20 protein-coding genes are annotated in these 24,828 nt (G+C 63.1%); 11 read left to right on the top strand and 9 right to left on the bottom strand.

The window, feature by feature from the left end; genetic code table 11:
• Window positions 1–27 precede the first annotated feature (27 nt).
• Together dnaG and AAF563_03710 are read right to left on the bottom strand one after the other, a co-directional pair.
• Window positions 28–1,917 (bottom strand): DNA primase, encoded by a 1,890-nt coding sequence (gene dnaG / locus AAF563_03705; protein ID MEM7120355.1) that lies wholly within the window; start codon window positions 1,915–1,917, stop codon window positions 28–30.
• 15 nt (window positions 1,918–1,932) lie between these two features.
• Window positions 1,933–2,391, bottom strand: coding sequence for a GatB/YqeY domain-containing protein (locus tag AAF563_03710; GenBank protein MEM7120356.1), 459 nt, complete (start codon window positions 2,389–2,391; stop codon window positions 1,933–1,935).
• 199 nt (window positions 2,392–2,590) lie between these two features.
• Here AAF563_03710 and carA point away from each other — a divergent pair, with 199 nt between their 5' ends.
• From carA to AAF563_03730, 4 genes are all read left to right on the top strand, one after another.
• Window positions 2,591–3,745 (top strand): glutamine-hydrolyzing carbamoyl-phosphate synthase small subunit, encoded by a 1,155-nt coding sequence (gene carA, locus AAF563_03715; protein ID MEM7120357.1) that lies wholly within the window; start codon window positions 2,591–2,593, stop codon window positions 3,743–3,745.
• On the top strand, window positions 3,742–4,095 hold the full coding sequence (locus tag AAF563_03720) for a DUF559 domain-containing protein (protein MEM7120358.1): 354 nt from the start codon (window positions 3,742–3,744) through the stop codon (window positions 4,093–4,095). Before carA ends, AAF563_03720 begins: the two co-directional genes overlap by 4 nt.
• Before the next feature lie 152 nt (window positions 4,096–4,247).
• Complete coding sequence (carB, locus tag AAF563_03725) at window positions 4,248–7,487, top strand: carbamoyl-phosphate synthase large subunit (GenBank protein ID MEM7120359.1); 3,240 nt, start codon at window positions 4,248–4,250, stop codon at window positions 7,485–7,487.
• Window positions 7,488–7,489: 2 nt separating this feature from the next.
• Window positions 7,490–8,455: a mitochondrial fission ELM1 family protein gene (locus tag AAF563_03730; GenBank protein MEM7120360.1), complete on the top strand. Its 966-nt coding sequence runs from the start codon at window positions 7,490–7,492 to the stop codon at window positions 8,453–8,455.
• A 144-nt stretch (window positions 8,456–8,599) separates the two neighbouring features.
• On the opposite strand, the gene hspQ is transcribed toward AAF563_03730, so the two are convergent.
• Window positions 8,600–8,929 (bottom strand): heat shock protein HspQ, encoded by a 330-nt coding sequence (gene hspQ / locus AAF563_03735; GenBank protein MEM7120361.1) that lies wholly within the window; start codon window positions 8,927–8,929, stop codon window positions 8,600–8,602.
• Window positions 8,930–9,401: 472 nt separating this feature from the next.
• Here hspQ and trxB point away from each other — a divergent pair, with 472 nt between their 5' ends.
• Window positions 9,402–10,370 (top strand): thioredoxin-disulfide reductase, encoded by a 969-nt coding sequence (trxB, locus tag AAF563_03740; protein ID MEM7120362.1) that lies wholly within the window; start codon window positions 9,402–9,404, stop codon window positions 10,368–10,370.
• Window positions 10,371–10,426: 56 nt separating this feature from the next.
• The gene (locus AAF563_03745) at window positions 10,427–11,317 is read left to right on the top strand and encodes a LysR family transcriptional regulator (protein ID MEM7120363.1); all 891 of its coding nucleotides are present in this window, start codon (window positions 10,427–10,429) and stop codon (window positions 11,315–11,317) included.
• Between the two features lie 826 nt (window positions 11,318–12,143).
• Here AAF563_03745 and msrP read toward each other — a convergent pair.
• The 4 genes from msrP to AAF563_03765 all read right to left on the bottom strand — a co-directional run bounded on the left by msrP (window position 12,144) and on the right by AAF563_03765 (window position 16,620).
• Window positions 12,144–13,139 carry a protein-methionine-sulfoxide reductase catalytic subunit MsrP gene (gene msrP, locus AAF563_03750; GenBank protein ID MEM7120364.1) on the bottom strand — a complete coding sequence of 332 codons (996 nt, stop codon included), beginning with the start codon at window positions 13,137–13,139 and terminating at the stop codon, window positions 12,144–12,146.
• 78 nt (window positions 13,140–13,217) lie between these two features.
• A complete protein-coding gene (locus AAF563_03755; GenBank protein ID MEM7120365.1) occupies window positions 13,218–14,420 on the bottom strand; it encodes a pyridoxal phosphate-dependent aminotransferase in 1,203 nt (400 codons plus the stop codon).
• Window positions 14,421–14,655: 235 nt separating this feature from the next.
• Entirely contained in the window at window positions 14,656–15,441 is a 786-nt protein-coding gene (locus AAF563_03760; GenBank protein MEM7120366.1) for an enoyl-CoA hydratase-related protein, read from the bottom strand.
• Window positions 15,442–15,459: 18 nt separating this feature from the next.
• Window positions 15,460–16,620: an acyl-CoA dehydrogenase family protein gene (locus AAF563_03765; GenBank protein MEM7120367.1), complete on the bottom strand. Its 1,161-nt coding sequence runs from the start codon at window positions 16,618–16,620 to the stop codon at window positions 15,460–15,462.
• 166 nt (window positions 16,621–16,786) lie between these two features.
• Here AAF563_03765 and uvrB point away from each other — a divergent pair, with 166 nt between their 5' ends.
• Window positions 16,787–18,892, top strand: a complete 2,106-nt coding sequence (uvrB, locus tag AAF563_03770; protein ID MEM7120368.1) for an excinuclease ABC subunit UvrB — start codon at window positions 16,787–16,789, stop codon at window positions 18,890–18,892.
• Here uvrB and AAF563_03775 read toward each other — a convergent pair.
• A complete protein-coding gene (locus tag AAF563_03775) occupies window positions 18,889–19,629 on the bottom strand; it encodes a hypothetical protein (protein MEM7120369.1) in 741 nt (246 codons plus the stop codon). The two genes, uvrB and AAF563_03775, sit on opposite strands and share 4 nt — an antisense overlap.
• Between AAF563_03775 and AAF563_03780 the strand changes: the two genes are divergently transcribed.
• From AAF563_03780 to folB, 3 genes are read left to right on the top strand one after another with little or no spacing between them, the layout of a single operon-like run.
• Window positions 19,564–21,219, top strand: a complete 1,656-nt coding sequence (locus tag AAF563_03780; protein ID MEM7120370.1) for a thiamine pyrophosphate-binding protein — start codon at window positions 19,564–19,566, stop codon at window positions 21,217–21,219. The two genes, AAF563_03775 and AAF563_03780, sit on opposite strands and share 66 nt — an antisense overlap.
• 42 nt (window positions 21,220–21,261) lie before the next feature.
• Window positions 21,262–22,041, top strand: a complete 780-nt coding sequence (locus tag AAF563_03785; protein MEM7120371.1) for an SDR family oxidoreductase — start codon at window positions 21,262–21,264, stop codon at window positions 22,039–22,041.
• Between the two features lie 2 nt (window positions 22,042–22,043).
• Entirely contained in the window at window positions 22,044–22,409 is a 366-nt protein-coding gene (folB, locus tag AAF563_03790) for a dihydroneopterin aldolase (GenBank protein ID MEM7120372.1), read from the top strand.
• 417 nt (window positions 22,410–22,826) lie between these two features.
• On the opposite strand, the gene AAF563_03795 is transcribed toward folB, so the two are convergent.
• The gene (locus AAF563_03795; GenBank protein MEM7120373.1) at window positions 22,827–23,567 is read right to left on the bottom strand and encodes an FCD domain-containing protein; all 741 of its coding nucleotides are present in this window, start codon (window positions 23,565–23,567) and stop codon (window positions 22,827–22,829) included.
• Window positions 23,568–23,746: 179 nt separating this feature from the next.
• Here AAF563_03795 and AAF563_03800 point away from each other — a divergent pair, with 179 nt between their 5' ends.
• Window positions 23,747–24,802 (top strand): FAD-dependent oxidoreductase, encoded by a 1,056-nt coding sequence (locus AAF563_03800; protein MEM7120374.1) that lies wholly within the window; start codon window positions 23,747–23,749, stop codon window positions 24,800–24,802.
• Window positions 24,803–24,828 lie beyond the last annotated feature (26 nt).

The raw sequence follows: 24,828 nt of genomic DNA on the forward strand, positions 1-24,828 counted from the left end.
CTCGTCGGCCGCCTACCCTGCCGCCGCTTAGGATCGTTCTCCGACCGAGGCGAGTGCGGGGTCAATCTCCGTTACCCGCGCCTCGGTTGCCTGCTTATGCTCCTGCCGCGCCTTGAGCCGTTGCCACGTTTCGTCGCTTGGGTTGTCGGCAAAAGCGGCCACGTCGGCCGCCAGTTCCGCATCCCAATGCTGCTGTTGGTGAAGGTCGAAGGTGTGTTGCCACAATCTCTCGGCCTCGTCCACCGTCTCAAAGCACGCCAAAGGACTGGTCAACCGCGCCCCACGCTCGCCTGCGATCCGGTTCACGACGTCCACCAATCCGTGGTCAGACAGGTGGCGATGGATGACCTCACTGTCAAGCGTCTCGTGGGTCGCCGCAACATCAAGCAGGGCGCGGCGGACCTCGTCAAAACCAGGCGTTTCCAGATGAATCTCCATCATCCGATCGGCGACCCGCTCGATCAACGGCGGATGCACCAGCGGAAGCCCGACCAGGAGCCGTTCTGCCCTTAGATTCACACCTTTAGCACCCGCGCCCAGGGGATCGGACGGTTTCATCTCGGGCACGCCGGGACCTTGTGGCAGGCCGGGCCGTGCGTCATATCGGCGGCCAGCGCGGCCGGTCTCCTGGCGACGTCCCCCGCCGCGCGCCGGCCGAAACGCCGTCCTGAGCTTCTCCCTGATGGCATTTCTGTAGTGAAACTGCACGTTCTGGTTGCTGATCCGCGCCACCGCCTGGTTCAAATCGCGCTCCAGACCCGCCCGCTTCTCCGGCGTATCGACGCGCCGGCCCTCGCACTGGGCACGCCACAACATGTCGATCAGGGGCGCCGCGCCCGTCTCGACCTGGGCCATGGCGCCGGGCCCGCGTGCCTGGATCAGACTGTCGGGGTCTTCGCCCGGCGGCAGCATGGCAAAACGCAGCGAGCGGCCGGGCTCCAACATGGGGAGCGCGCGATCGACCGCACGCATCGCCGCGCGCAGGCCCGCCGCATCGCCGTCGAAACACAGCACCGGCTCGTCCGCCAGCTTCCACAGCAACATCAGCTGGGACTCCGTCAGCGCGGTCCCCAGCGGCGCCACCGCATGCTCGAAGCCGGCCTGGGCGAGCGCGATGACATCCATGTAGCCCTCGGCAACGATCACCGTGCCAGCGTCATGGGCCGGTTTGCGCGCCTGGGCGAAGCCGTAGAGCATGCGACCCTTGTCGAACAAGGCGGTCGCCGGCGAGTTCATGTACTTCGCCGGATGGTCGCCCAGCGCCCGGCCGCCGAAGGCGACAACCCGGCCGCCGCGGTCGGTGATCGGGAACATCAGGCGATGGCGGAACTTGTCGATGGGATCGCGCCCGTCGTCACCGCCGGTCAGAAGCCCAGCCTGCTCGATCAACTCGGGCTTGATGTCCTTGTCCCTTAAATGGCGGATCAGCCGGTCGCGGCCATCGGGCGCCAGGCCCAAGCGAAAACGCTCAACCGTGCCGCGCTTCAGACCGCGCTCTCTTAGGTAAGCGCGCGCATCGGCGCCGCCGGTCCCGGCGAGCTCGCCCTGGAACCAGAGGCACGCCGTCTCCAGGACATCGTGCAAGGTCGCCGCACGTTTGGCGCGCTCCCTTTCTTCCGGTGTCTGGCGCGGCATTTCCAGGCCGGCCAGGCCGGCGAGCTGTTCGACCGCCTCCGGGAACGCCAGGTTCTCCGTGCGCATCACCCAATCGATCACGCTGCCATGGGCGCCGCAGCCAAAGCAGTGGAAGAAACCCTTGTCCTCGGCCACCGTGAACGAAGGCGTCTTCTCGTTATGGAAAGGACAGAGGCCGAGATGCTCGCGACCGCGCCGGGTCAGCTTGACCGAGCGGCCGACGAGGTCGGCCAGCGAAACGCGGGCGCGGATCTCATCAAGGAATTGCGGCGGGATCGTCACGGGAGCCGCGCCGCCTCAGCTCAAGCGCTGTTTGACGAGCGCGCTCGCTTTGCCGGCGTCGATCTGACCGGGATAGTTTTCTTTCAGCATCGCCATGACACGGCCCATGTCCTTCAGACCTTTTGCCTCGGTCGTCGCTATGACCTTGTCGATGACCGCGGCGGTTTCGGCATCGTCCATCTGCTTGGGCATGAAACGACGGATGACGTCGATCTCGGCCTCTTCCTGCTCGGCGAGTTCGGGCCGCTGCCCCTTGCGGAACTGGTCGGCGGCTTCCTGGCGCTGGCGCACCATCTTGGCCAAGAGGTCGAGCACCTGCTCGTCAGGCACGCCGTTGGACGAACCAGCGCCACGCGCGGCGATGTCGCGGTCCTTAAGCGCCGCCTGCACCAACCTCAGCGTCGATGTCGTGCATTTGTCCTTCGCTTTGACGGCCTGCTTCAAAGCGTCGGTAATCTCTTGTCGCAGTGTCATGCCCTTGACCGGGCTCCCAGAAGAAGGCGGCCATCATAAACAGCACGCGCCTGTGTGTCGAATCACGTCGTTTCTCTAAATACATGAAATAGAACAAAAAATCAAAACTAGGAAGGCTTGACCTCGGCACGGGATTTGCTTATACCCTGCGCGATCCGCCGTTGGGCACGGCGGTCCTTCCGCACGGTTACAGGAACGCATGGTCGCAACCGATTCAACGCCGGCGCCTTGGGCAACGGCGGCTCTAGTTCTGAGCGATGGATCGGTATTTTGGGGCTATGGACTGGGCGTCAAGGGCTGCACGGTCGGCGAGATCTGTTTCAACACGGCGATGACGGGCTATCAGGAGATCCTGACCGACCCGTCCTATGCCGGCCAGATCATCACTTTCACCTTCCCCCATATCGGCAATGTCGGCGCCAATGCCGAGGACATCGAATCCACCGTGCCCGCCGCACGCGGTCTGGTGCTGCGCGCCGATGTGACGCAGCCGTCGAACTTCCGCGCCAGCCAGCATCTGGACCGCTGGCTTTCGGCCGGCAACCTGATGGGCATCGCCGGTATCGACACGCGCCGCCTGACGCGGCTGATCCGCGACGAGGGATTTCAGTCCGCCGCGATCACCCACGGCAATATCGACCTGGACGAAGCGCGCGCGGCGATCACGGCCTTCCCGGGCCTCGAAGGCATGGACCTCGCCAAGGACGTTACCTGCCGGCAGACCTATAAGTGGGATCAAACCTTGTGGCGCCTGGACGGGGGTTATGGCGAACGCGGCGAAAGCCGGCACAAGGTCGTCGCCGTCGACTACGGGATCAAGCACAACATCCTGCGCCATCTGGCCGAACGCGGCTGCGACGTGACGGTCGTGCCGGCTTCCGCCTCGACCGACGACATCATGCGTCATGAGCCCGACGGCATCTTTCTCTCCAACGGGCCGGGCGATCCCGCCGCGACCGGCGCCTACGCCGTCCCCGTCATCAAGGATCTGGTCGAAACCGGCAAGCCTGTCTTCGGCATCTGCCTGGGCCATCAGATGCTGGCGCTGGCCTTGGGCGCGAAGACGATCAAGATGTTCAACGGCCACCGCGGCGCCAACCATCCGATCAAGAACCTGGAGACCGGCGCGGTCGAGATCACCAGCCAGAACCACGGCTTCGTTGTCGACAAGGAAAGCCTGCCGGCGGGCGTCGCCTGCACCCATGTCAGCCTCTTCGACGGCACGCTCGCCGGCCTCAAGATGACCGACAAGCCGGTGTTCTCGGTCCAGTACCACCCGGAAGCCAGCCCCGGCCCGCAGGACAGCCGTTACCTGTTCGACCGCTTCGTCGACGCGATGGGGACGACGTCATGAACCGGCCCAAGCGAACGCAAGCGGCCCAATCGTTGCGCAAGCGCCAGACGGACGCGGAGACGGTTTTGTGGCGTCATCTCCACAATCGTGACCTGGGCGGGCATAAGTTCCGCCGCCAGGTTCCGCTTGGTCCCTATGTCGTGGACCTCGTCTGCTTCGATGCGAAGCTGATCGTTGAAGCGGATGGTGGTCAACATGCCGATAGCGCGCGCGACCAGAAGAGAGATGCGTACTTTCGTGAGCGGGGCTACCGGGTCTTGCGCCTTTGGAACGCGGATATCTTGAAGAACATCGAAGGCGCACTGACTGTCATCGAGCACGCAATGGAAGGGCGGGATTGTGATCAGTAACCGCGCCAGGCCCCCTCACCCTCCCATCGCTAACGCGACGGGTCCCTCCCTCTCCCTCCAGGGGAGAGGGCCGCAAAGCCACCACCGCGTCCCCTCTCCCCTTGAGGGAGAGGGACAGGGTGAGGGGTCTATAGAATCAAGGTTCCCTCCGGATGCCTAAGCGCACGGACATAAAGTCGATCCTGATCATCGGGGCCGGGCCTATCATCATCGGCCAGGCGTGCGAGTTCGACTATTCGGGCGCGCAGGCGTGCAAGGCGCTGAAGGAGGAGGGTTACCGGGTGATCCTGGTGAACTCCAACCCCGCCACGATCATGACCGACCCGGGCCTGGCGGACGCGACCTATATCGAGCCGATCACGCCGGAGCTGGTCGCCCGCGTCATCGCCAAGGAAAAGCCAGATGCGCTGCTGCCGACCATGGGCGGCCAGACCGGGCTGAACACCGCGCTGACGCTTGCGCGCGATGGAGTCCTGAAGGAGCACGGCGTCGAGATGATCGGCGCGACGCGCGAGGCCATCGACATGGCCGAGGACCGCGAACTCTTCCGCGACGCCATGGGCCGCATCGGCCTGGAATGCGCCGAGAGCCGGCTGGCCCACAACATCGACGAGGCGACCGAGGCCTTGGAAGCGATCGGCCTGCCGGCGATCATCCGGCCCAGCTTTACCCTGGGCGGCACCGGCGGCGGCATCGCCTATAACCGTGAGCAGTTCTACGACATCGTGCGCCGCGGCATCGAGGCGAGCCCGACCGACGAGGTCCTGGTCGAGGAGTCGATCGTCGGCTGGAAGGAATACGAGATGGAGGTCGTGCGCGACCGCGCCGACAACTGCATCATCGTCTGCTCGATCGAGAACGTCGATCCCATGGGCGTGCACACCGGCGACTCGATCACCGTCGCGCCGTCGCTGACGCTGACCGACAAGGAATACCAGATCATGCGCAACGCCTCGCTGGCGGTGCTGCGCGAGATCGGCGTCGACACCGGCGGCTCAAACGTGCAGTTCGCCGTTAACCCGGCGGACGGGCGCCTGATCGTGATCGAGATGAACCCCAGGGTCTCGCGTTCGTCTGCGCTGGCGTCGAAAGCGACCGGTTTCCCGATCGCCAAGGTCGCCGCCAAACTCGCCGTCGGCTACACGCTGGACGAGATCCAGAACGACATCACCGGCGTCACCCCGGCCTCGTTCGAGCCGAGCATCGACTACATTGTCACCAAGATGCCGCGCTTTACGTTCGAGAAGTTCGCTGGCACCGAACCGCTGCTGACCACATCCATGAAGTCGGTCGGCGAAGCGATGTCGATCGGCCGGTGTTTCGCGGAGTCCCTGCAGAAGGCGTTGCGCTCCATGGAGACCGGGCTGACCGGCCTCAACGAGATCACCTTCGACGACACGTCGAAGGACGGCATCATCGGCGCGCTCGCCAAGCCGACGCCGGACCGTTTGCTGGCGATCGCCCAGGCCATGCGGCACGGGCTGAGCGACGACGAGATCAACGCCATCACCCATTTCGATCCCTGGTATCTCGAGCAGATGCGCGACATCGTCGACGCCGAAGCGGACATCCGCGAGAACGGGCTGCCGACGGACCGTATCGGCCTGCTGCGCTTGAAGAAGCTCGGTTTCTCCGACGCACGGCTAGCCGAACTCTCCAGCCTCGACGAAACCGAGGTCCGCAGGCGCCGGCACGACACCAAGGTGTGGCCGGTCTACAAACGCATCGACACCTGTGCGGCCGAGTTCTCCAGCCAGACGTCCTATATGTACGGCTGCTACGAAGGCGACGGCATCAATGAGCCAGAATGCGAGGCCGCGCCCAGCGACCGCGACAAGGTGATGATCCTGGGCGGCGGCCCGAATCGGATCGGCCAGGGTATCGAGTTCGACTATTGCTGCGTCCACGCCTGCTACGGTCTGGAGGAAGCGGGCATCGAGACCATCATGGTCAACTGCAATCCCGAGACCGTCTCGACCGACTACGACACCTCCGACCGGCTCTATTTCGAACCGCTGACCGCCGAGGACGTGATCGAGATCGCGCGGGTCGAGATGAGCCGTGGCAATCTGAAGGGTGTCATCGTGCAGTTCGGCGGCCAGACGCCGCTGAAGCTGGCCAAGGCGCTGGAAGAGAGCGGCATTCCGATCATCGGCACGTCGCCCGATGCGATCGACCGGGCCGAGGACCGCAAACGCTTCCAGGTTCTGCTCAACGAGCTCGATCTCAAGCAGCCGGAGAACGGCACCTGCATGACGCTGGACGAAGCGCGCGCGGTGACCGAACGCATCGGCTATCCGGTGGTTGTGCGTCCCTCCTATGTGCTGGGCGGCCGCGCCATGGAAATCGTCTATGGCGATGACGGCCTGGAGCGTTATCTGGACCAAGCCGTCGCGTCGTCGGGCGGCAACCCGATCCTGATCGACCGGTTCCTGGATGACGCGATCGAGGTCGATGTCGACGCGCTGGCCGACGGCGAGGATGTGTTTGTCGCCGGCATCCTGCAGCATATCGAAGAGGCCGGCGTGCATTCCGGCGACTCCGCCTGCTCACTCCCGCCTCATTCGCTGAACGGCGATCTGGTCGAGGAGATGCGCCGCCAGACCGTGGCGCTCGCCAAGGCGCTTGGCGTCATCGGATTGATGAACGTGCAGTTCGCCACCAAGGACGGCGAGATCTATCTGCTGGAGGTCAACCCGCGCGCCAGCCGCACGGTACCGTTTGTCGCCAAGACCATTGGCGTGCCGATCGCCAAGATCGCCGCGCGCATCATGGCGGGCGAGAAACTGAAGGACTTCAAGCTTCGGGAACACACGCCCGACCACATGGCGGTCAAGGAAGCGGTCTTCCCGTTCGCCCGCTTCCCCGATGTCGACATCATTCTGGGCCCGGAGATGAAGTCGACCGGCGAGGTCATGGGTCTGGACCGCGACTTCGCCCACGCCTTTGCCAAGGCCCAGCTGGCAGCGGGCAGCACCCTGCCCCAATCCGGCCAGGTCTTCATCTCGGTTAGGGACCGCGACAAGCCGGCGGCCATCGCCATGGCGCGCCAGTTGGTCGAGCTCGGCTTCACGCTGGTCGCGACACGCGGCACGGCGCGGACTCTTGTCGAGGCAGGCCTCGAGGTCGAGACCATCAACAAGGTGTTGGAAGGACCACCCCATATCGTCGATTGGCTGACGGACGACCGCATCGATCTCCTTATCAATACCACCGAGGGCGCCAAGTCGATCGCCGATAGCTTCAGCCTGCGCCGCACAGCGCTGATCAAGCGGCTGCCTTACGCCACCACCATTGCCGGCGCACGGGCCATGGTTCAGGCGATCGCCGCCATGCGCGACGATGCCTTGGACGTGGCGCCGCTGCAGTCCTATTCGGCAATGCCGTACTGAGTTTGTCCGAGCCGCCCAAAGCCCACGCCTGGGTCGTCACCGACGGCATTATCGGCACGGAGAAACAGTGCATCGGGTTGGCCGAACGTGTCGGTCTGCCATTCAACATCAAACGCATCAAGGTCCGCGCCCCATGGCGTTGGCTGCCACCCCAGCTCTGGTTCGCACCACTTGCTGGGCCTGGACCGGAAGGTGATCTGCTTGCACCGCCCTGGCCGGATTTGCTGATCGCGTCGGGCCGTAAATCCGCGGCGCCGGCAAAAGCAATTCGCCGGGCATCCGGCGGCAAGACCTTCACCGTTCAGGTGCAGAACCCGGTGATGGCGCTGGACGAGTTCGACCTGGTCGTGGCGCCGCGTCATGACCGGTTGGAAGGACCGAACGTGATCAGCACGACAGGCTCGCTCCACGGCTTGACGGCCGAGGTTCTGGCACGCGAAGCCGCCCGCTTCACCGACCTCGCGGCGACGCTATCTCGACCAGTCACCGTGGTGCTGGTCGGCGGCGCGAACCGTGTCTACTCGTTTGGCATGGCCGAGGCCGAGGCGCTAGCCGCCAACCTCGCCAAACTTCCCGGCAGCCTGCTGGTGACGACATCTCGGCGCACCGGCGAGGCGCAGACCCGCGCGCTGACCGAAGCCCTGCCGGCGGACCGCACCACGGTTTGGGACGGTACCGGCGACAACCCCTATCCCGGCTGGCTGGGACTGGCGGACGCGATCATCGTGACAGGCGATTCCGTCAACATGGTCACCGAAGCCTGTGCCGCGGGTAAACCGGTCTATGTGGTCGACCTGCCCGGCGGTTCAGCGAAGTTCCAAGCATTTCACCAGATGATGCTGGAAGGCGGCCATGTCCGCCGGTTTGACGGCAGCCTCGACGACTGGTCGCCGGCGCCGCTCGACGACACGGCAGGGGTCGCCGAGACGATCCGTGCCAAACTCATCGCGCGCGGTGTGGATGTTTAGTCGCTTGGCATCACCGGCACGCTCACGGCCACGCATGGCAGTATCTTCGGGGTGGCCTTGGCGAAAACGCCTCTCGGCATTTTGCCCCGGAGGAGGGGGAGTGGACCGGTGCGAGTTACGCGTTAGCGAAACAGTTCGGCAAACCTAGTTCGCGGCGTTGTGCCTGGGCACGTAGCGCCCGTTCACGATGCCGGCGAAGATATCGTTGACCTGGGGATGGGAGACCGGCGCCTGGGTGTCATCAAGCACCAGGTTTTGCTCCGACACATAGGCGACATAGCTGGTCTGCTCGTTCTCGGCCAGCAGATGGTAATAGGGCTGGTCCTTGGACGGCCGGACGTCTTCGGGGATCGACAACCACCATTCCTCGGTGTTCGCGAACACCGGATCGACATCAAAAATCACGCCACGAAACGGGAACACGCGGTGGTGAACGATGTCGCCAATGTGGAACTTTGCGGTTCTCTCAGACATCGGGCGCTCAACGGTTTCTACTTTCATGGTTTTAGCATCGTCAATCGGGCCGAAAAGGGCAAGGTCGCAAAGGTGGGAACCCCGCAATAGCACGAGATCAGACGACGATTACCCTTGGGCGGCCGCATGACATCGTGAGCGCCGCTTTTCAGCCCTAGATTGTTGATTTGGATGGCGATTGGCCTCGTGAGGTGGATAGCCATGTGGATCGATTTGGGCACAACCTGATACAGAGCGGATCGCGATTAATCAGAGCCACGCGGCGGCTCTGATTAATCACGTGAATCCGCTCTCGATTAAGTCGTTAGAGCGGATTCACGCACTCTATCTGGATCGCAAGCGATTCAGATAGAGTGCGATCTGCTCTAAGGGGTCATGGCGGTGCTTTTTGCCGCTCTCCCCTTTTACCGGGCGGAACAAACCTCTACATAAGAGCCGTCATTGAAAGCGCCTGTTGTGGAGGAAATCGTCGATGGCCGAGACCCATCATGCCAAGGTTCTGATCCTGGGTTCGGGCCCGGCCGGCCTGACGGCTGCGATCTATGCCGCGCGAGCGGGGCTGGAGCCGATCTTGGTCCACGGTATCCAACCGGGCGGCCAGATGACGATCACGACGGACGTCGAGAACTATCCCGGTTTCGCCGACGTCATCCAGGGACCCTGGCTGATGGAGCAGATGACCGAGCAGGCGGCCCATGTCGGTACCAAGTTGATCCATGACATCGTGACCGCCGTCGATTTTACGTCGCGACCGTTCAAGGCGACCGGTGATTCCGGCGACACCTATACCGGCGATGTGGTGATTGTCTCAACCGGCGCGCAGGCGAAGTGGTTGGGTCTGGACAGCGAGACCCGGTTCCAGGGCTTCGGCGTTTCGGCGTGCGCGACCTGCGACGGTTTCTTCTTCCGTGACAAACAGGTCGCGGTGGTTGGCGGCGGCAACACAGCCGTCGAAGAAGCGCTCTATCTGACCAACCATGCGTCAAAGGTGACGTTGATCCATCGACGCGACGAGCTGCGCGCCGAGAAGATCCTGCAAGATCGCCTGTTTCGCCATCCCAAGGTGGAGATCCTCTGGGACTCGGTCCTGGACGAAGTCCTGGGCGAAGAAGACCCGTTTGGCGTCACCGGCATTCGTGTGCGCAACGTGAAGTCCGGCGACACGTCGGACATCGCACTCGACGGTGTCTTCATCGCGATCGGCCACCGCCCGAACACGGAGATGTTCAAGGGCTTGCTGGACATGGACAACGAAGGCTATCTGATCACCGCCGCCGACAGTACGGCGACCAACATTCCCGGTGTCTATGCCGCCGGCGATGTGCAGGACAAGATCTATCGCCAGGCGGTAACCGCGGCGGGAACCGGATGCATGGCGGCCTTGGAGGCCGAAAAGTTCATTGCGGCGCTGGAGAGCGCCGAGCAGGTGGCGGCCGAATAGACGTCCACCGAACGGACGTCTGACGGCCCCGCCAGGGGCATGAGGCGGTAACGGATATGGATTGGGACAAGCTGCGTGTGTTCTATCACGTGGCCGAAGCCGGCAGCTTCACGAAAGCCGGCGAGCAGTTGAACCTCTCTCAGTCGGCGGTCAGCCGACAGATCAGCGCCTTGGAGGAGAACCTCCAGGTGACGCTGTTCCATCGCCATGCCCGTGGCCTGATCGTGACCGAACAGGGCGAACTGCTCTATCGCACGGCGCGCGAGGTCTTTGCCCGCATCGCCATGGCGGAGGCGCGCCTGTCCGACAGCAAGGACCGACCCGATGGCCACCTGACGGTGACCGCGACAACCGGCTTTTCAACCATCTGGCTGTTGCCGCGCATCATCGAGTTCATGGACCGCTACCCGGAGATTTCGATCAGCATCCGGGTCGAAGACGGCGAGCTTGACCTGTCGATGCGCGAGGCCGACGTCGCCATCCGCATGACCCGGCCCCAGCAGCCGGACCTGATCCTGCGCCATCTGAAGACCATCCATTTCCACTTCTACGCGGCGCCCAGCTATCTGAAGGAGTGGGGCCGGCCGCGTACCCTTCAGGACCTCGAGAAACATCGGCTGATCGTCTATGACCACGGGCCGCTGGCCGGTGTCGTCAATCCCGATTGGCTGCCCCATTCCTATGGCAATGGACGCCCGCAACGCCGCCCGGCGCTCACCGTCAACAGCATGCTGGGCATGCGCCGCGCTGTCGAAAGCGGCCTGGGCATCGCGATCCTGCCCGACTACGTTCTCGAGGGCTCGGACCGCAAGGTCCGCATCGAGGTCGATGCGCCGCTGCCGACGGCCGAGGCCTACTTTGTTTATCCGGAGGAACAGCGAAACTCGAAGCGCATCACGGCGTTTCGTGACTTTCTGCTCGAAAAGGTTGCGACAAGTCAGTTTTAACCATTCAATATCAATGGGTTAACTTGTCATGCGTTTTTTGCATATCTGGGTTGCTTAACCGTAATTGGAAGATTGTATAACCAATTACTAGATATATTGGTGACACGGTCAGATTGCCCGACAACGGCAGTTGGATCGACGGATGCCCCCCGATCGATGAAGCGTGTCAAACCAGGTTTCGACCTGGACGGGACCCTTTGAGGTTCCGGCGTCTCCCAGACGTGAAGCCTCCCTAACGACACTCGGGCCGGATTACCCAATCCGGCCCGTTTTTCTTGGGCGGGTCGTCTTTGGGAAAAGCCGCCAAACGGTTCTGCCCAACTCCGTGAAGCCGCTCACCATCTAAGAATAGAGTGGATTCACCCGTTTTGACGTCATCGCCAAGCGATCCCGTTCAAACGGGATCTGCTCTTATGACACTACTATGTCGCCAGACGCACCGTTTGTGCATGGCTGGGTTGCCAATCTGTTTATTGTGCAGCGCATCATCGGTTCCTAAATTCTCCTCTGACACAAGCGGAGTTACCTCCGCCCTTCGAGACGGATGCCCCCCGATCGAAAGCGTGTCATTCCAGGCTCTGCCTGGACGGGATCTTCTAGGTCCCGACGTCTCCCAGACGTGAAGCCTCCCTTATAGACTGGCCCGGATCCTCGGATCCGGGCCTCTTTTTTTGGTGCTTTCCGTCGGAGATCGGCACCGGCCCGCTCCCCTCCGTCCGGAGCAAAACGCCGAGACGCGTATTCGCAGATGCCACCCATGGCAGCATCCCTGGGGTGGCGGGGTGAGGGAGTGGGCTGGCGATGACAGCAAAAGAGAGAGTTCCGACTACATGTAAAGCGGTTCGTCTTCCAAACCTTCATAGAGGTAAGAGACGTACATGCCGTAGCCGTTGTAAAGCTCAGTTGGGATCCGCTCGTCGGTGCCAATCACGCGCTCGGTCGCCTGGCTCCAGCGCGGATGGTCGACCTCCGGGTTCACGTTGGCCCAGAAGCCATACTCGTTATCGATCAGTTCCTGCCAGAACGTCACCGGTCGCTCCTCGGTGAAGCTGATCCTGACGATCGACTTGATCGACTTGAAGCCGTACTTCCAGGGCAGGTGCAGCCGGATCGGCGCGCCGAACTGGTTTGCCATCGGCTGGCCGTAGGCGCCGGTCACCATGAAAGAGAGCTCGTTCTCAGCCTCTTCGATGGTCACACCCTCGGTGTAAGGCCAAGGATACCAGGACTGTTTCTGACCCGGCGCGACTTCCGGGTCATAGAAGGTCTGCATGACCACGTACTTGGCCGAACCCAGCGGGCGCGCAAAGGCGACCAGGTCCTTCATCGGAAAGCCGGTCCACGGCACCACCATGGACCAGGCCTCGACGCAGCGGTGGCGATAGACACGCTCCTCCAGCGTCATGGCGCGGATCAGAGTATCGATGTCGACGGTCTTTTCTTCCTCGACCAGCCCGTCGAACGTGATAGCCCAGGGGCGGCGTGGCAGCGCGTCGGCACGCTGCCAGATTTGCTTGTGGCTGCCGAACTCATAAAAGTTGTTGTAGGTCGAGTTGACCTCTTCATCGGTGATCGGCCGACCGGCCTGATACATCTCGTTGCGCGGAGCGGGATAAAGATCGGCGGTCGGATCGTCGGCGATCTGCGCCGCGACATCATCCATGACCGATGCATCGGCGCCCGACAGCGGCAGCGATGCGGCGCCCGCGATGATCGGCCCGGCGGCAATGGCTTTGGCCAGGGTGCGCCGGTCCATATAGACGGATTCCGGCGTGGCAGCGGATTCAGGAAGTTCCCAGCCGCGTTTCAGCTTAATCAGCATCCCAACACCTTATGTTATCTAGGGCGTCCAGCCTAAATGACGTACTTTTCCTAAGGCTCAAATCAAACCCTATGACGATCAGGTGACCGCCGCACAGGCCCGTTGGATGCGCTGACCGGCTTCCTCAAGCAAATCGGTGGCCGTAGCGTAGCTGATGCGGAAATGGGGCGATTGGCCAAAGGCCGCGCCCTGCACCACCGCGACCCCCTCCTCTTCCAGCAGATAGGTGACGACGTCTTCGTCGGTCTTGAGCTCCGTGCCGCCCGGCGTCTTCTTGCCGATCAGGCCGGCGCAAGAGGGATAAACATAGAACGCGCCCTCCGGCGTCGGACAGCTCATCCCTGTGGACTGGTTCAGCATCGAGACGACGAGATCGCGGCGTTCCTGAAACACCTTGTTGTGCGCGGCGATGAAGTCCTGGGGACCGTTCAGCGCCTCGACCGCCGCGTACTGGCTGACCGAACTGGTGTGCGTCGTCGACTGCGACTGCACCTTGTTCATCGCCTTGATCAGGTCGATCGGACCGGCCGCATAACCGACGCGCCAGCCGGTCATGCAATAGGCCTTGCTGACGCCGTTGGTGGTCAGCGTGCGATCCTTCAGGCCCGGCTCGACCTCGGCCGGCGTGCAGAACTGGAAGCCGTCATAGACGATGTGCTCGTACATGTCGTCGGGCAGAATCAGGATGTTCGGGTGGCGCATCAGGACATCGGTCAGCGCCTTCATCTCGTCCCAGGCGTAGGCCGCGCCCGTCGGGTTCGACGGCGAGTTCAGCATCACCCACTTGGTCTTCGGCGTGATCGCGGCTTCAAGATCCTCCGCGCGCATCTTGAAGCCGTTTTCCGCCGGACACGGCACCGTCACCGGCGTGCCGTCGCACAGCAGCACGATATCGGTGTAGCTGACCCAGTAGGGCGCGGGGATGATGACCTCGTCGCCGGGCTCCAGCGTCGCCACCATGGCGTTATAGATCACCTGCTTGCCGCCGCAGCCGACGGTCACCTGATCGGGCTCGTAGGCAAGTTTGTTGTCGCGCTCGAACTTGGCGCAGATCGCCTCGCGCAGTTCGGGAATGCCGGCGACCGCCGTATAGCGGGTCTTGCCGTCCTTCATCGCCTTGTGCGCGGCCTCGACGATGTTCTCGGGCGTGTCGAAATCGGGCTCGCCCGCGCCCAGGCCGATGACGTCGCGGCCCTGCGCTTTCAGGTCCCGCGCCTTCTGGGTGACGGCGATCGTCGGCGACGGCTTGATGCGGGATAGACGGCTGGCGAGATACGACATCTTCAGGTCCTCAAAGCAGGAAAAGAGCCGTCGCCGGTTCTCGCACCGGCAACGGCCCAACGCAAGCGTTTGTCGGCGCGCTGCCGCGTGCGGCCCCCTCACCCCTGCCCTCTCCCTCGCCGGGGAGAGGGAGCTCAACCTAGTTTCCCTCGCCCCTTGAGGGAGAGGGATGCTTAGGGTTGGCCCGGACGAGTTCCGGGCCTAGCCGGAGCTGGGTGAGGGGTAGGTCTCGAACTTAACGACCCTTCCAGACGGGATCGCGGCCTTCTGAGAACGCCAGCGGCCCTTCCTTTGAATCCTCCGACGTGAAGATGGCGTTGTAAGCCTCGACCTTGCCGGCGCGGATGTGGGCGTAGGCGTCCTCGACAGTCATCGCCTCGATCGCGTTGATCGAGGCCTTGGTGCCGCGCAGCGACAGCGGCGCGCACTGGCAAACCTGTTCGGCCAACTCGCGGGCCGCGGCCATCAACTCAGCCTGCGGCACGACACGGTTGACCAGTCCCCAACGCAAGGCCTCTTCGGCGTCCATGCGCCGGCCAGTCATTAGCATCTCGTTGGCGATGGCGCGGGGAATGCGGCGCGGCAGGCGGATGACACCACCACCGTCGGCGATAATACCGAGTGTCGCTTCCGGCAGCATGAAGAGCGCGTGATCTGCGGCGACGATCATGTCGGCCGCGAGCGCCAGTTCAAAACCGCCGCCGGCGGCGTAGCCGTTGACCGCCGCGATAACCGGTTTGTCGAGCGACCAGAGCTCGGTCAGGCCGGCGAAACCACCCTCGCCCTGATCGTCATCCAATCCCTCGCCCGACGCCGCGGCTTTGAGATCCCAGCCGGCGGAGAAAAACTTCTCGCCGCCGCCGGTCAGGATCGCGACACGCGCCTCGTCATCGTCGCGGAAGGCGACGAAGGCCGCCGAGAGCTGTCGGCTCGCCTCGGCACTGATGGCGTTCGCCTTCGGGCGGTCGAAGGTCATCTCCCACAGCGGCCCCTTGCGTTCGATCTTGACGAAGTCACTCATGGTCTTCTCCTCAAAGGTTCAGTTTTCGTAGGGCCGCAGAAGCGCGCGCGAGATGATATGGCGCTGGATCTCGCTGGTCCCGTCCCAAATGCGCTCGACCCGGGCGTCGCGCCAGAAGCGCTCAATCGGCAGCTCTTCCATCAGGCCCATGCCGCCAAAGATCTGCACCGCCTGGTCGGTGACGCGGCCCAGCATCTCGGTCGCCGCGACTTTGGCCATGGCAAAGTCCTGGTCGCGCACGTCGCCATTGGCTTCCTTCCAGGCGGCCTTCATGACCAGCAGTTCGGCGGCCTCCAACTCGGTCGCCATATCCGCCAGCTTGAATGACGTCCCCTGAAACTTGCCGATCGCCTGGCCAAACTGCTTGCGGCTTGCCGCCCACTCCGCCGCCATGTCGAGCACCCGTTCGGCCCGGCCCAGGCATTGCGCGGCGACAGTCAGGCGCGTCGCGCCGAGCCACTTGTTAGCAACGTCGAAGCCCTTGTGCTCCTCGCCCAGCATCTGGCTTTCGTGCAGCCGGCAGTCGTCGAAGGAGAGCACGCAGTGGTGGAAACCACGATGCGACACGCTGTTGGAGCCGGTCGTCACCTCGTAACCGGGCGTGCCCTTGTCGACCAGGAAGCTGGTGATCTTCTTCCTCGTGCCCCTGGCCGTTTCCTCGGTGCCGGTGACGGCGAACAGGATCGCATAGTCGGCGACATCGGCGTAGCTGATGAAGTGTTTGCTGCCGTTGACGACGAAGTGCTCGCCGTCGCGTTCCGCCCGCGTCTGCATGGAGCGCAGATCAGAACCCGCGTTCGGCTCGGTCAGCGCCAGACACTCCGTGCGCTCGCCCCGGATCGTCGCCAGGAGGTAACGCTCGACCTGCTCGCCGGTGCAGGCGCGCAGGATGTTGCTGGGGCGCGCGACGATGTACTGCAACGCGAAGCTGGTGCGCCCCAGCTCCTTTTCCATCAGCGCGACGGTCAGCGCGTCGAGCCCGCCGCCGCCCAGATCCTCGGGCATGTTGGCGGCATAAAGCCCGGTCTCGATCGCCTTGGCTTTGATTTGGTCGATCAGATCGGGCCGGACCGCGTTGTCGCGCTCGACCTCGTCCTCATAGGGCACGAGTTCCTCGTCGACGAAGCGTCGGACGGTGTCGACGATCATCCGCTGCTCGTCACTCAGGGCAAAATCCATGGCGTTCCCAGCCTCCAGCCGGACCCGAATCAGGAAGCGGAACCTGCCCCGGCTGATGGCCGCTTGTCCATGAAAGAGAGGGCCCTGCCAGGCACAAAATGTCAGGAGCCATCAATGCTTCGTAACACCCCTGGCCCCGGCCCCTCGCCGCGCCTATCTTTAGCCCATGACCATTGCGCATCTTGACCGTCGGAATGACCCCACGGCACCGGTCGAACCGTCGCCGTTTTCGCTGACGACCGACTTCGTGCCGGCCGGCGACCAGCCGACCGCCATCGAGGAACTGGTCGAGGGACTGGCGCGCGGCGAGCGCGACCAGGTGCTGCTGGGCGTCACCGGATCGGGCAAGACCTTCACCATGGCCCAGGTCATCCAGCGGACCGGGCGTCCGGCGCTGATCCTGGCGCCGAACAAGACGCTGGCCGCCCAGCTCTATGGCGAGATGAAGAGCCTGTTCGCCGAGAACGCGGCCGAGTACTTCGTCTCCTATTACGACTACTACCAGCCGGAAGCCTACGTCCCGCGCTCCGACACCTATATCGAGAAAGAATCGTCGATCAACGAGCAGATCGACCGGATGCGCCACGCCGCGACCCGGGCGATCCTGGAGCGCGACGACACGGTAATCGTCGCCAGCGTCTCCTGCATCTACGGCATCGGCGATGTCGAGACCTATGCCCAGATGTCGATCAGCCTGGAACCAGGGCTGGCGATCGAGCGCAACGCGCTGCTGAAGCAGTTCGTTGAGTTGCAATACCGCAGGAACGACGGCAACTTTGCGCGCGGCGCGTTCCGGGTACGCGGCGACAGCGTCGAGATCTTCGCGTCCCATCTGGAAGACCGGGCCTGGCGCATCGGTTTCTTCGGCGACGAGATCGAGGACATCGTCGAGTTCGATCCCCTGACTGGCGAGAAGATGGCGAGCCTGCCGAGGATCGCGATCTATCCCAACAGCCATTACGTGACGCCCAAACCGACGCTTCACCAGGCGATCAAGTCGATCAAGGCGGAGATGAAGGAACGGGTCGCCCTGTTCCGGGACGAAGGCAAGTTCCTGGAGGCCGAGCGGCTGGAGCAGCGCACGACCTTCGACATGGAAATGCTGGAGGCGACGGGATCGTGCGCCGGCATCGAGAACTACTCCCGCTACCTGACCGGCCGCGCGCCGGGCGAGCCGCCGCCGACGCTGATGGAGTACCTGCCCGACAACGCGTTGTTGTTCGTCGACGAAAGCCACGTCGCCGTGCCCCAGGTCGGCGGCATGTTCCGCGGCGACTTCAACCGCAAATCGACGTTGTCGGAGTTCGGTTTCCGGCTGCCGAGCTGCGTCGACAACCGGCCGCTGAAATTTGAGGAATGGAACGCCATGCGGCCGCAGACGGTCTATGTCTCGGCGACGCCCGGCAAGTGGGAGATGCAGCGCACCGGCGGCGTCTTCGTCGAGCAGGTGATCCGCCCGACCGGCCTGATCGATCCGCCGTGCATCGTGCGCCCGGCCTCGACCCAGGTCGACGATCTGATCGGCGAGGCCAAAGCGGTCGCCGCCAAGGGTCAGCGGGTCCTTGTCACGACGCTGACCAAACGCATGGCCGAGGCGCTGACCGAATATCTGCATGAGGCCGGCATCCGCGTGCGTTACCTGCATTCCGACATCGATACCCTGGAGCGCATCGAGATCATCCGTGACCTGCGCCTGGGCGTGTTCGACGTGCTGATCGGCATCAACCTGCTGCGCGAGGGTCTCGACATCCCCGAATGCGCACTGGTCGCGATCCTGGATGCGGACAAGGAAGGCTTCCTGCGTTCGGAGACCTCTTTGGTGCAGACCATCGGTCGCGCCGCCCGCAACGTCGAAGGCCGAGTCATCCTCTACGCCGACCACATGACGGAGTCGCTGGAAAAGGCGATCGGTGAGACCAACCGGCGGCGCGAGAAGCAGGAAGCCTGGAACATCGAACACGACATCACGCCTGAGTCGATCCGCAAGGAGATCGGCGACATCCTGCAGGGCGTCTACGAGGCCGACTACGTCACCGTCGACACCGGCGTCGCCGACGCACCCGAACTGGAAGGCAAGGATCTGAAGACGGTCCTGGCGGAACTGGAAACGCGAATGCGTACCGCCGCCGCCGATCTGGAGTTCGAGGAAGCCGCCCGCCTGCGCGACGAAATCCGGCGCCTGGAAGCCAGCGATCTCGGTCTGAAGGACAACCCCCAAGCGGCGTACGACCGCAAACCCCGGCGCAAACGGAAGAGTCGCAAGGGACCTTAAGGGTCAACCTCTTCGATTACGACTCCGCCCTGTCGAACACAAAGTGCCGCCGTGGTCTCGACTTCGGCAAGACTGACTTTGCATGTCACCCATGCATAGGGGTCGCCAACCACCTGCTTGGCGCCTACTTCAACGCCACCCTCTTGTTCGCATGACGCTCGGCTGGTCGTGATTTCACCAAGCCACGTCCGACATACAATCATGGTGGCATCGTAGTCGGAAACGAGGGCTTCAGCGACGAAATGTATTTCTACATAGTCTGGTACAATGATCGCGTAGTTTGCCTGTCCGTCTTGGTTGCGAATTTCGCATTCAGCCATGGTGAATGGACTAACGGTGTAAGTCCGTCGCGACTGGGATACCAAACATGTGACCAAATTCATGCCAGTGTCAGAGTTAATGGCTGTGCCCTTGAGTTCACCAGCAACTTCTGGATTCATGGGATAGCGCATCGTGACGTTGTCGCTGACACAAGTTCCGGGTTCGACTTCGGCAATATGAGCCCCGTCTAGGTTGGCAATGAGACATCGCTCAACTTCTTGCGAAGCTATCGACGCGGGCTCGTCACACCCCGTCATAAGGAAGGCCAACACCGAAACGAAAAGATAGACTAGGCGTCTGAGCATCACGATCATCATTGCAATCGCCGCAACCAAAGCGAGATCGATGTTATGCCTGATACTACCACAGTCGGCCGCTACCTCGTCGAGCGCCTGAAGCAGGTCGGCGTCAATCACGTCTTCGGCGTTCCCGGCGACTACGTGCTGACCTTCATGGACCGCATCCTGGAAGGCGGTCTGGATCTGGTCGGCACGTGCAACGAATTGAACGCGGCGTACGCGGCTGATGCCTACGCCCGGGTCAACGGCATCGGCGCGGTCTGCGTGACCTATGGCGTCGGCAGCTTCAGCGCGCTCAATGGCGTCGCCGGCGCCTTTGCCGAGCAGGTTCCGCTGATCATGATTTCCGGCGGCCCGCGGACGGATCTGCGCCATCCTTCGATGCTGCTGCACCACAGCCTGGGAGATCTGGACGTCCTGGCGAAGGTTTACGAGAACGTCACCGTCCTGACGACGGTGCTGCACGATCCAGAACAAGCCACGGACCAGATCGACGCGGCGCTGGAGGCCTGCCTGCGCGAAAAGCGCCCCGTCGCCATCGAGATCCCGGTCGATGTTGTCGACCATCCCTGCCCCGCACCGGGTGCCTTCACCTTCCCGGACCCGCCAGCCAGCGATCCCGATGCTCTGGAAGAAGCGCTTGGCGAAATCTCGGCGATGCTTGGCGCGGCGAAACAGCCGGCGATCCTGGCCGGTATCGAGCTTCATCGTTTTGGCCTGCTGGAGCCGTTCGACGCGCTCGTCGAAAAGAGCGGCATGCCCGTCGCCTCGACCCTTCTGGGCAAGACCGTCATTTCCGAGCTGCATCCCCAGGCGATCGGCGTCTATGAGGGTGCGATCAGCAGGCCGGAGGTCCGCGAGGCCATCGAAGAGGCCGATGTGCTGCTATGCCTCGGCGCCTGGATGAGCGATATCAATCTGGGTATCTACACCGCCCGGCTTGATGACCTGCGCATGGTCACCGCCAATTCGGGCAGCGTACGGGTGCGTCACCACGTCTACGATCCCGTTAGTCTGGGTGACCTGGTGACCGGTCTGACCGAGCGTTTGCCGGAAAGCGGTGTCGGCCGCGGTGCATTTGTACCGGCCTCCCAGGCGCTCGATCACAGCATCACCATCAAGCCGGATGCCGAGATCACGGTGAAACGCCTTTTCTCGCGCATCAACGAACTGATATCCGACAGTTCCATTGTCATTGCCGACGCGGGAGACGCCCTGTTCAGCGCCTCCGATCTGGTCATGCACCGGGATGTCGGTTTCCTGGGCCAGGCGTTCTATCTCTCCATCGGCTTCACCCTGCCGGCGACCCTGGGCGCGCAACTGGCGGCACCGGACCGCAGGGTCATGACGTTCATCGGCGACGGCGCTTTTCAGATGACCGTGCAGGAGCTCAGCACGATCATTCGCAAGGACCTCAACCCGATCATCTTTGTCCTCAACAACAACGGTTACACCGCCGAACGGATGATCCATGAAGGCCCCTATAACGACATCCAGGGCTGGCAGAACCACCTTCTGCCGGAGGCCTTTGGTGGCGGCTGGGGCGTGCGGGTTCAGACGGAAGGCGAGCTTGAGGCGGCGCTACAAACAGCCTTCGGCCTGGACGACCGGCCGGCCTTGATCGAGGTGATGCTCGATCAGCATGACGTCTCCGACCAATTGAAGCGGCTGGGTGCCGAGTTGGCGCCAAAATCAGACAAAGCCTAATTCCTTGGACGCGGCGCGGCTTGGCCGCTATCGGTACGCGCCATGACAGAGACACCACCGAACACACCGGGCGCTGCCCTGGTGACCGGCGCTGGCAAACGCATCGGTCACGCCATCGCCCGCGACCTCGCCGCCCACGGCTGGTCGGTCGCGCTGCACTACAGCACTTCGGCTGAAGGCGCGGAGGAGCTGATCGCCCAGATTACCGCCGAGGGCGGCAAGGCAGTCGCGCTTCAGGCCGACTTCGCCGACCCCGACGCGGTCGACGGCCTGGTGCCGCGCGCCGCCGAGGCGATCGGGCCGCTCACCCTGCTGGTGAACAGCGCGGCCGTCTTCGACCGCGACGAGATCGGCACGATCGGGCACGAGACATGGCAGCGCAACATCGATATCAACCTGCGCGCGCCGACGTTCCTGGCCCAGGCCTTCGCCAACCAGCGGCCGGCGGGCGCCAAGGCCAACATCATCAACATCCTGGACCAGCGGGTGTTGAGCCCGACGCCGTTCTTCACGTCCTACACGGCGAGCAAGATGGGCTTGCACGGCATGACCCAGGCCTGGGCGCTATCGCTGGCGCCCGACATCCGGGTCAACGCGATCGGCCCCGGCTTCACCCTGCCCAGCGTCAACCAGACCGACGAGCAGTTCGCCGAGTCCGAGCGCCTCCAGCCCCTGCAGCGCGGTACCACGCCTCAGGAGATCGCCGATGCCGTTCGCTTCATCGTCGGCGCGCCGGCGATGACTGGCCAGATCATCGTGCTCGACGGTGGCCAACACCTGGCCTGGGCGCACCTGAAAGGCGGCTGGCCCCTGGAGGGCTGACAATGGGTAGCCGCCGCATCTTCGTGCGCGACCTCAGACTGACCGCATCGATCGGCGTTCTGGACCACGAGCGCGAGACACCCCAGGACCTGATCGTGACGATCACGCTCGACGTCGACGACCGTCCCTTGGCGCGCGATCACATCGAGGAGGCCGTCGACTACCGGCGGCCGGTCGAGCACGCCCGCGCCATTCTGGAGGCCGGGCATATCGATCTGGTCGAGACCTTCGCCGAACGGTTGGCTGATGCCTGCCTGGCCGAGCCGGGCGTTACGGCCGCCCAGATCCGGATCGAGAAACCGGCCGCCATTCCCGGCGCGGCGGCGGCAGGCGTAGAGATCACACGCCACCGCGAATCGGAGATCTAGGCGCCCCACCAGGCGGGCGCCGCCAATCGGTCGTGTTTTGGCTCAAAACCGTCCTGCACGCCGACGATTGGAACAGAATCGGCACCTGCAATGGCCGCTTGTGCACAGGGCCTCTACCCCGACGGTCAGCCCGGTCTGTCAAGCGCACTGTCGCCGTACCGTAAACGCGATGTCACAATCATTTACGGGATTACATAGCTAAATCAATAAGTTAGCAATTCTGCCCAAAAATTAGGCAACTCCGTCAGGCGAGCAGGAATCCTGCGCCCCCGCCATAGTGTCAGGTCATCTGTCTACAGAGTTACCCACAGATTGTGTTGATAGCCCGTGCACGCCGCCCTAAGCGCCTGAAATAGCTCAGATCGTGCATTGGTCGGTCCTATGGCCGCACCCTCTATGCGGTAGACGAAACGGCGTTCAGGTGACGGAAAGCTGCTGCCGCGCGGCGACCAGGTGCTCGTTGACGACCGCGACCGCGGCATCGGCATCGCGTGCCTTCAGCGCATCAAAAAGGGCGCGATGCTGGCGGTTATAGGCCTCGATGCTTTCGGCGGTCAGGACCTTGTCCTTCATGGCGTTCCACTGGCGATGACCACGCACGTGATTGATCTGGCGATAGATCGAGATCATCAGCGGGTTATGGGTCGCCTCGGCGACCAGTTGGTGAAACGTGCGGTCCCATTTGGTGAATGCCTCGGAACTGGCGCCGACCTCGCTCAACGCCTCCAGCGTCTCACGGATACGGTCGAGGTCGCGCAAAGTCGCGTGCAAGGTGGCGAGTCGCACCATGTGGGGCTCCACGGCCAAGCGGACTTCGACCAGCTCCAACGGACTTGTGACTTCAGCGACGTCTTCTTCCGCCGCCTCCGGCCTGAATGTGACAAACGTTCCGCTGCCAACCCGCCGGGTGACGAACTTGCTGTGCTCCAGGATGCGCAGGGCCTCTCGGACCGTGGTGCGTGAGCTGGCCAAGGCTGTCGCCAACTGCCGTTCGGCCGGCAGGCGCTCGCCATTCACGTAGACGCCGTCCAGAATCGCCTGGCGCAGTTGAGAGGCGATCGCCGCCGCGCTTTTTGAGCTCGGCAGCGGCAATTCGCGGGTGCCGTCGACGCGGCTCTCGGTCAGTTCGTGGCGAAACGGCGCGCTTTCACTTGACATCGTTTTCCCACCGGACTTAGCTAGCGCAAAATTGGTTCAATTGGCCTAGAATTGGATCACCACATGGTCGGGGCAAATGACGGCCACGTCAAGCTCCACCGAGGCGAACCGCCAATCTGGCCAATCTGGACCAATGGTCGTGAAGTGTACCAGAATCCCCCGAGGGAGGGTCGACGAGCATGGCGTTTCCCACCAGTTCAAAGTACGTGATCATCGGCGCCGGTATCCACGGCCTGAGCACAGCCTACCACCTTGCGCTTGAGTTGAAGGCGCGCGGCAAGGGCAGCGGCAAGGACATCGTCGTCCTCGACAAGAGCGGTATCGCGGCCGGCGCAAGCGGCATCGCCTGCGGCGTCGTGCGCAACAACTACTTCCAGCCGGCGATGCGCGAGTTGATGGCGCAGTGCGTCGAGGTCTGGGAGAGCGATCCGGAGGCCTATCACTACCATCCGGTCGGCTACATGCAGATCTCGTGCGAGTCGATGCACGAGGATGTCTCGCAGATCTATAAGGAACAGCAGGGCATCGGCTACGAGTCGAGCTTCATCGAGGGCAAGGACGAATGCCTGGCCTATATGAAGAACATCCTGAGCGACTGGCGCGCGCCGGGCATCACCTCGGTGCTGCATGAAAAGAAGGGCGGCTACGCCAACAACACCTCGTCGATCTACGGGCTCGCCTCGAAGGCCGAATCCGAAGACGTGCGCATCATCACCGGGTGCGAAGTCACAGGCTTCGAGCGCGGCGGCGGCGCCGTCTCGAAGGTCAAGACCGACAAGGGCGACATCGAGACCGATCAGGTCATCGTCGGCGTCGGACCCTGGGTCAAACACATCTGGGACATGCTGGACCTGCCCAAAGAAGTCTCGATCAAAGGCGCTGACGGCACGATGCATGACGGCATCGGCATGTGGAAGTACTGGTGCCTGGAAGAAGGCGTGCTGGGCGTCGACCCGGACTTTCAGAAAACCAATGACGGCGGCATGCCGCCGGTGATCCATGTCGACACCGACGTGCCGCTTAAGTCAGACGTCGATGGTTCGGTGATCACCGAAGAGATGTGGGGCATTTATTACAAGCCCGATTTCCACTTCGACGGCATTCAGGGCGGCGCCATGCCGTACAAGGTCGAGACACCGGTCGACGAGGTCGCCGTCGACCCCTACGGCCCGGACTCACCGGACTTCATTGTCGGCGACGACATCGCCCACAAGTGGGCGAAGTCGAGGCACTAGTCCTTGTGTAAGTGTGGTTAGATGGC

The organism is Pseudomonadota bacterium, assembly GCA_039028155.1.
Taxonomy (GTDB): Bacteria; Pseudomonadota; Alphaproteobacteria; order SP197; family SP197; genus JANQGO01.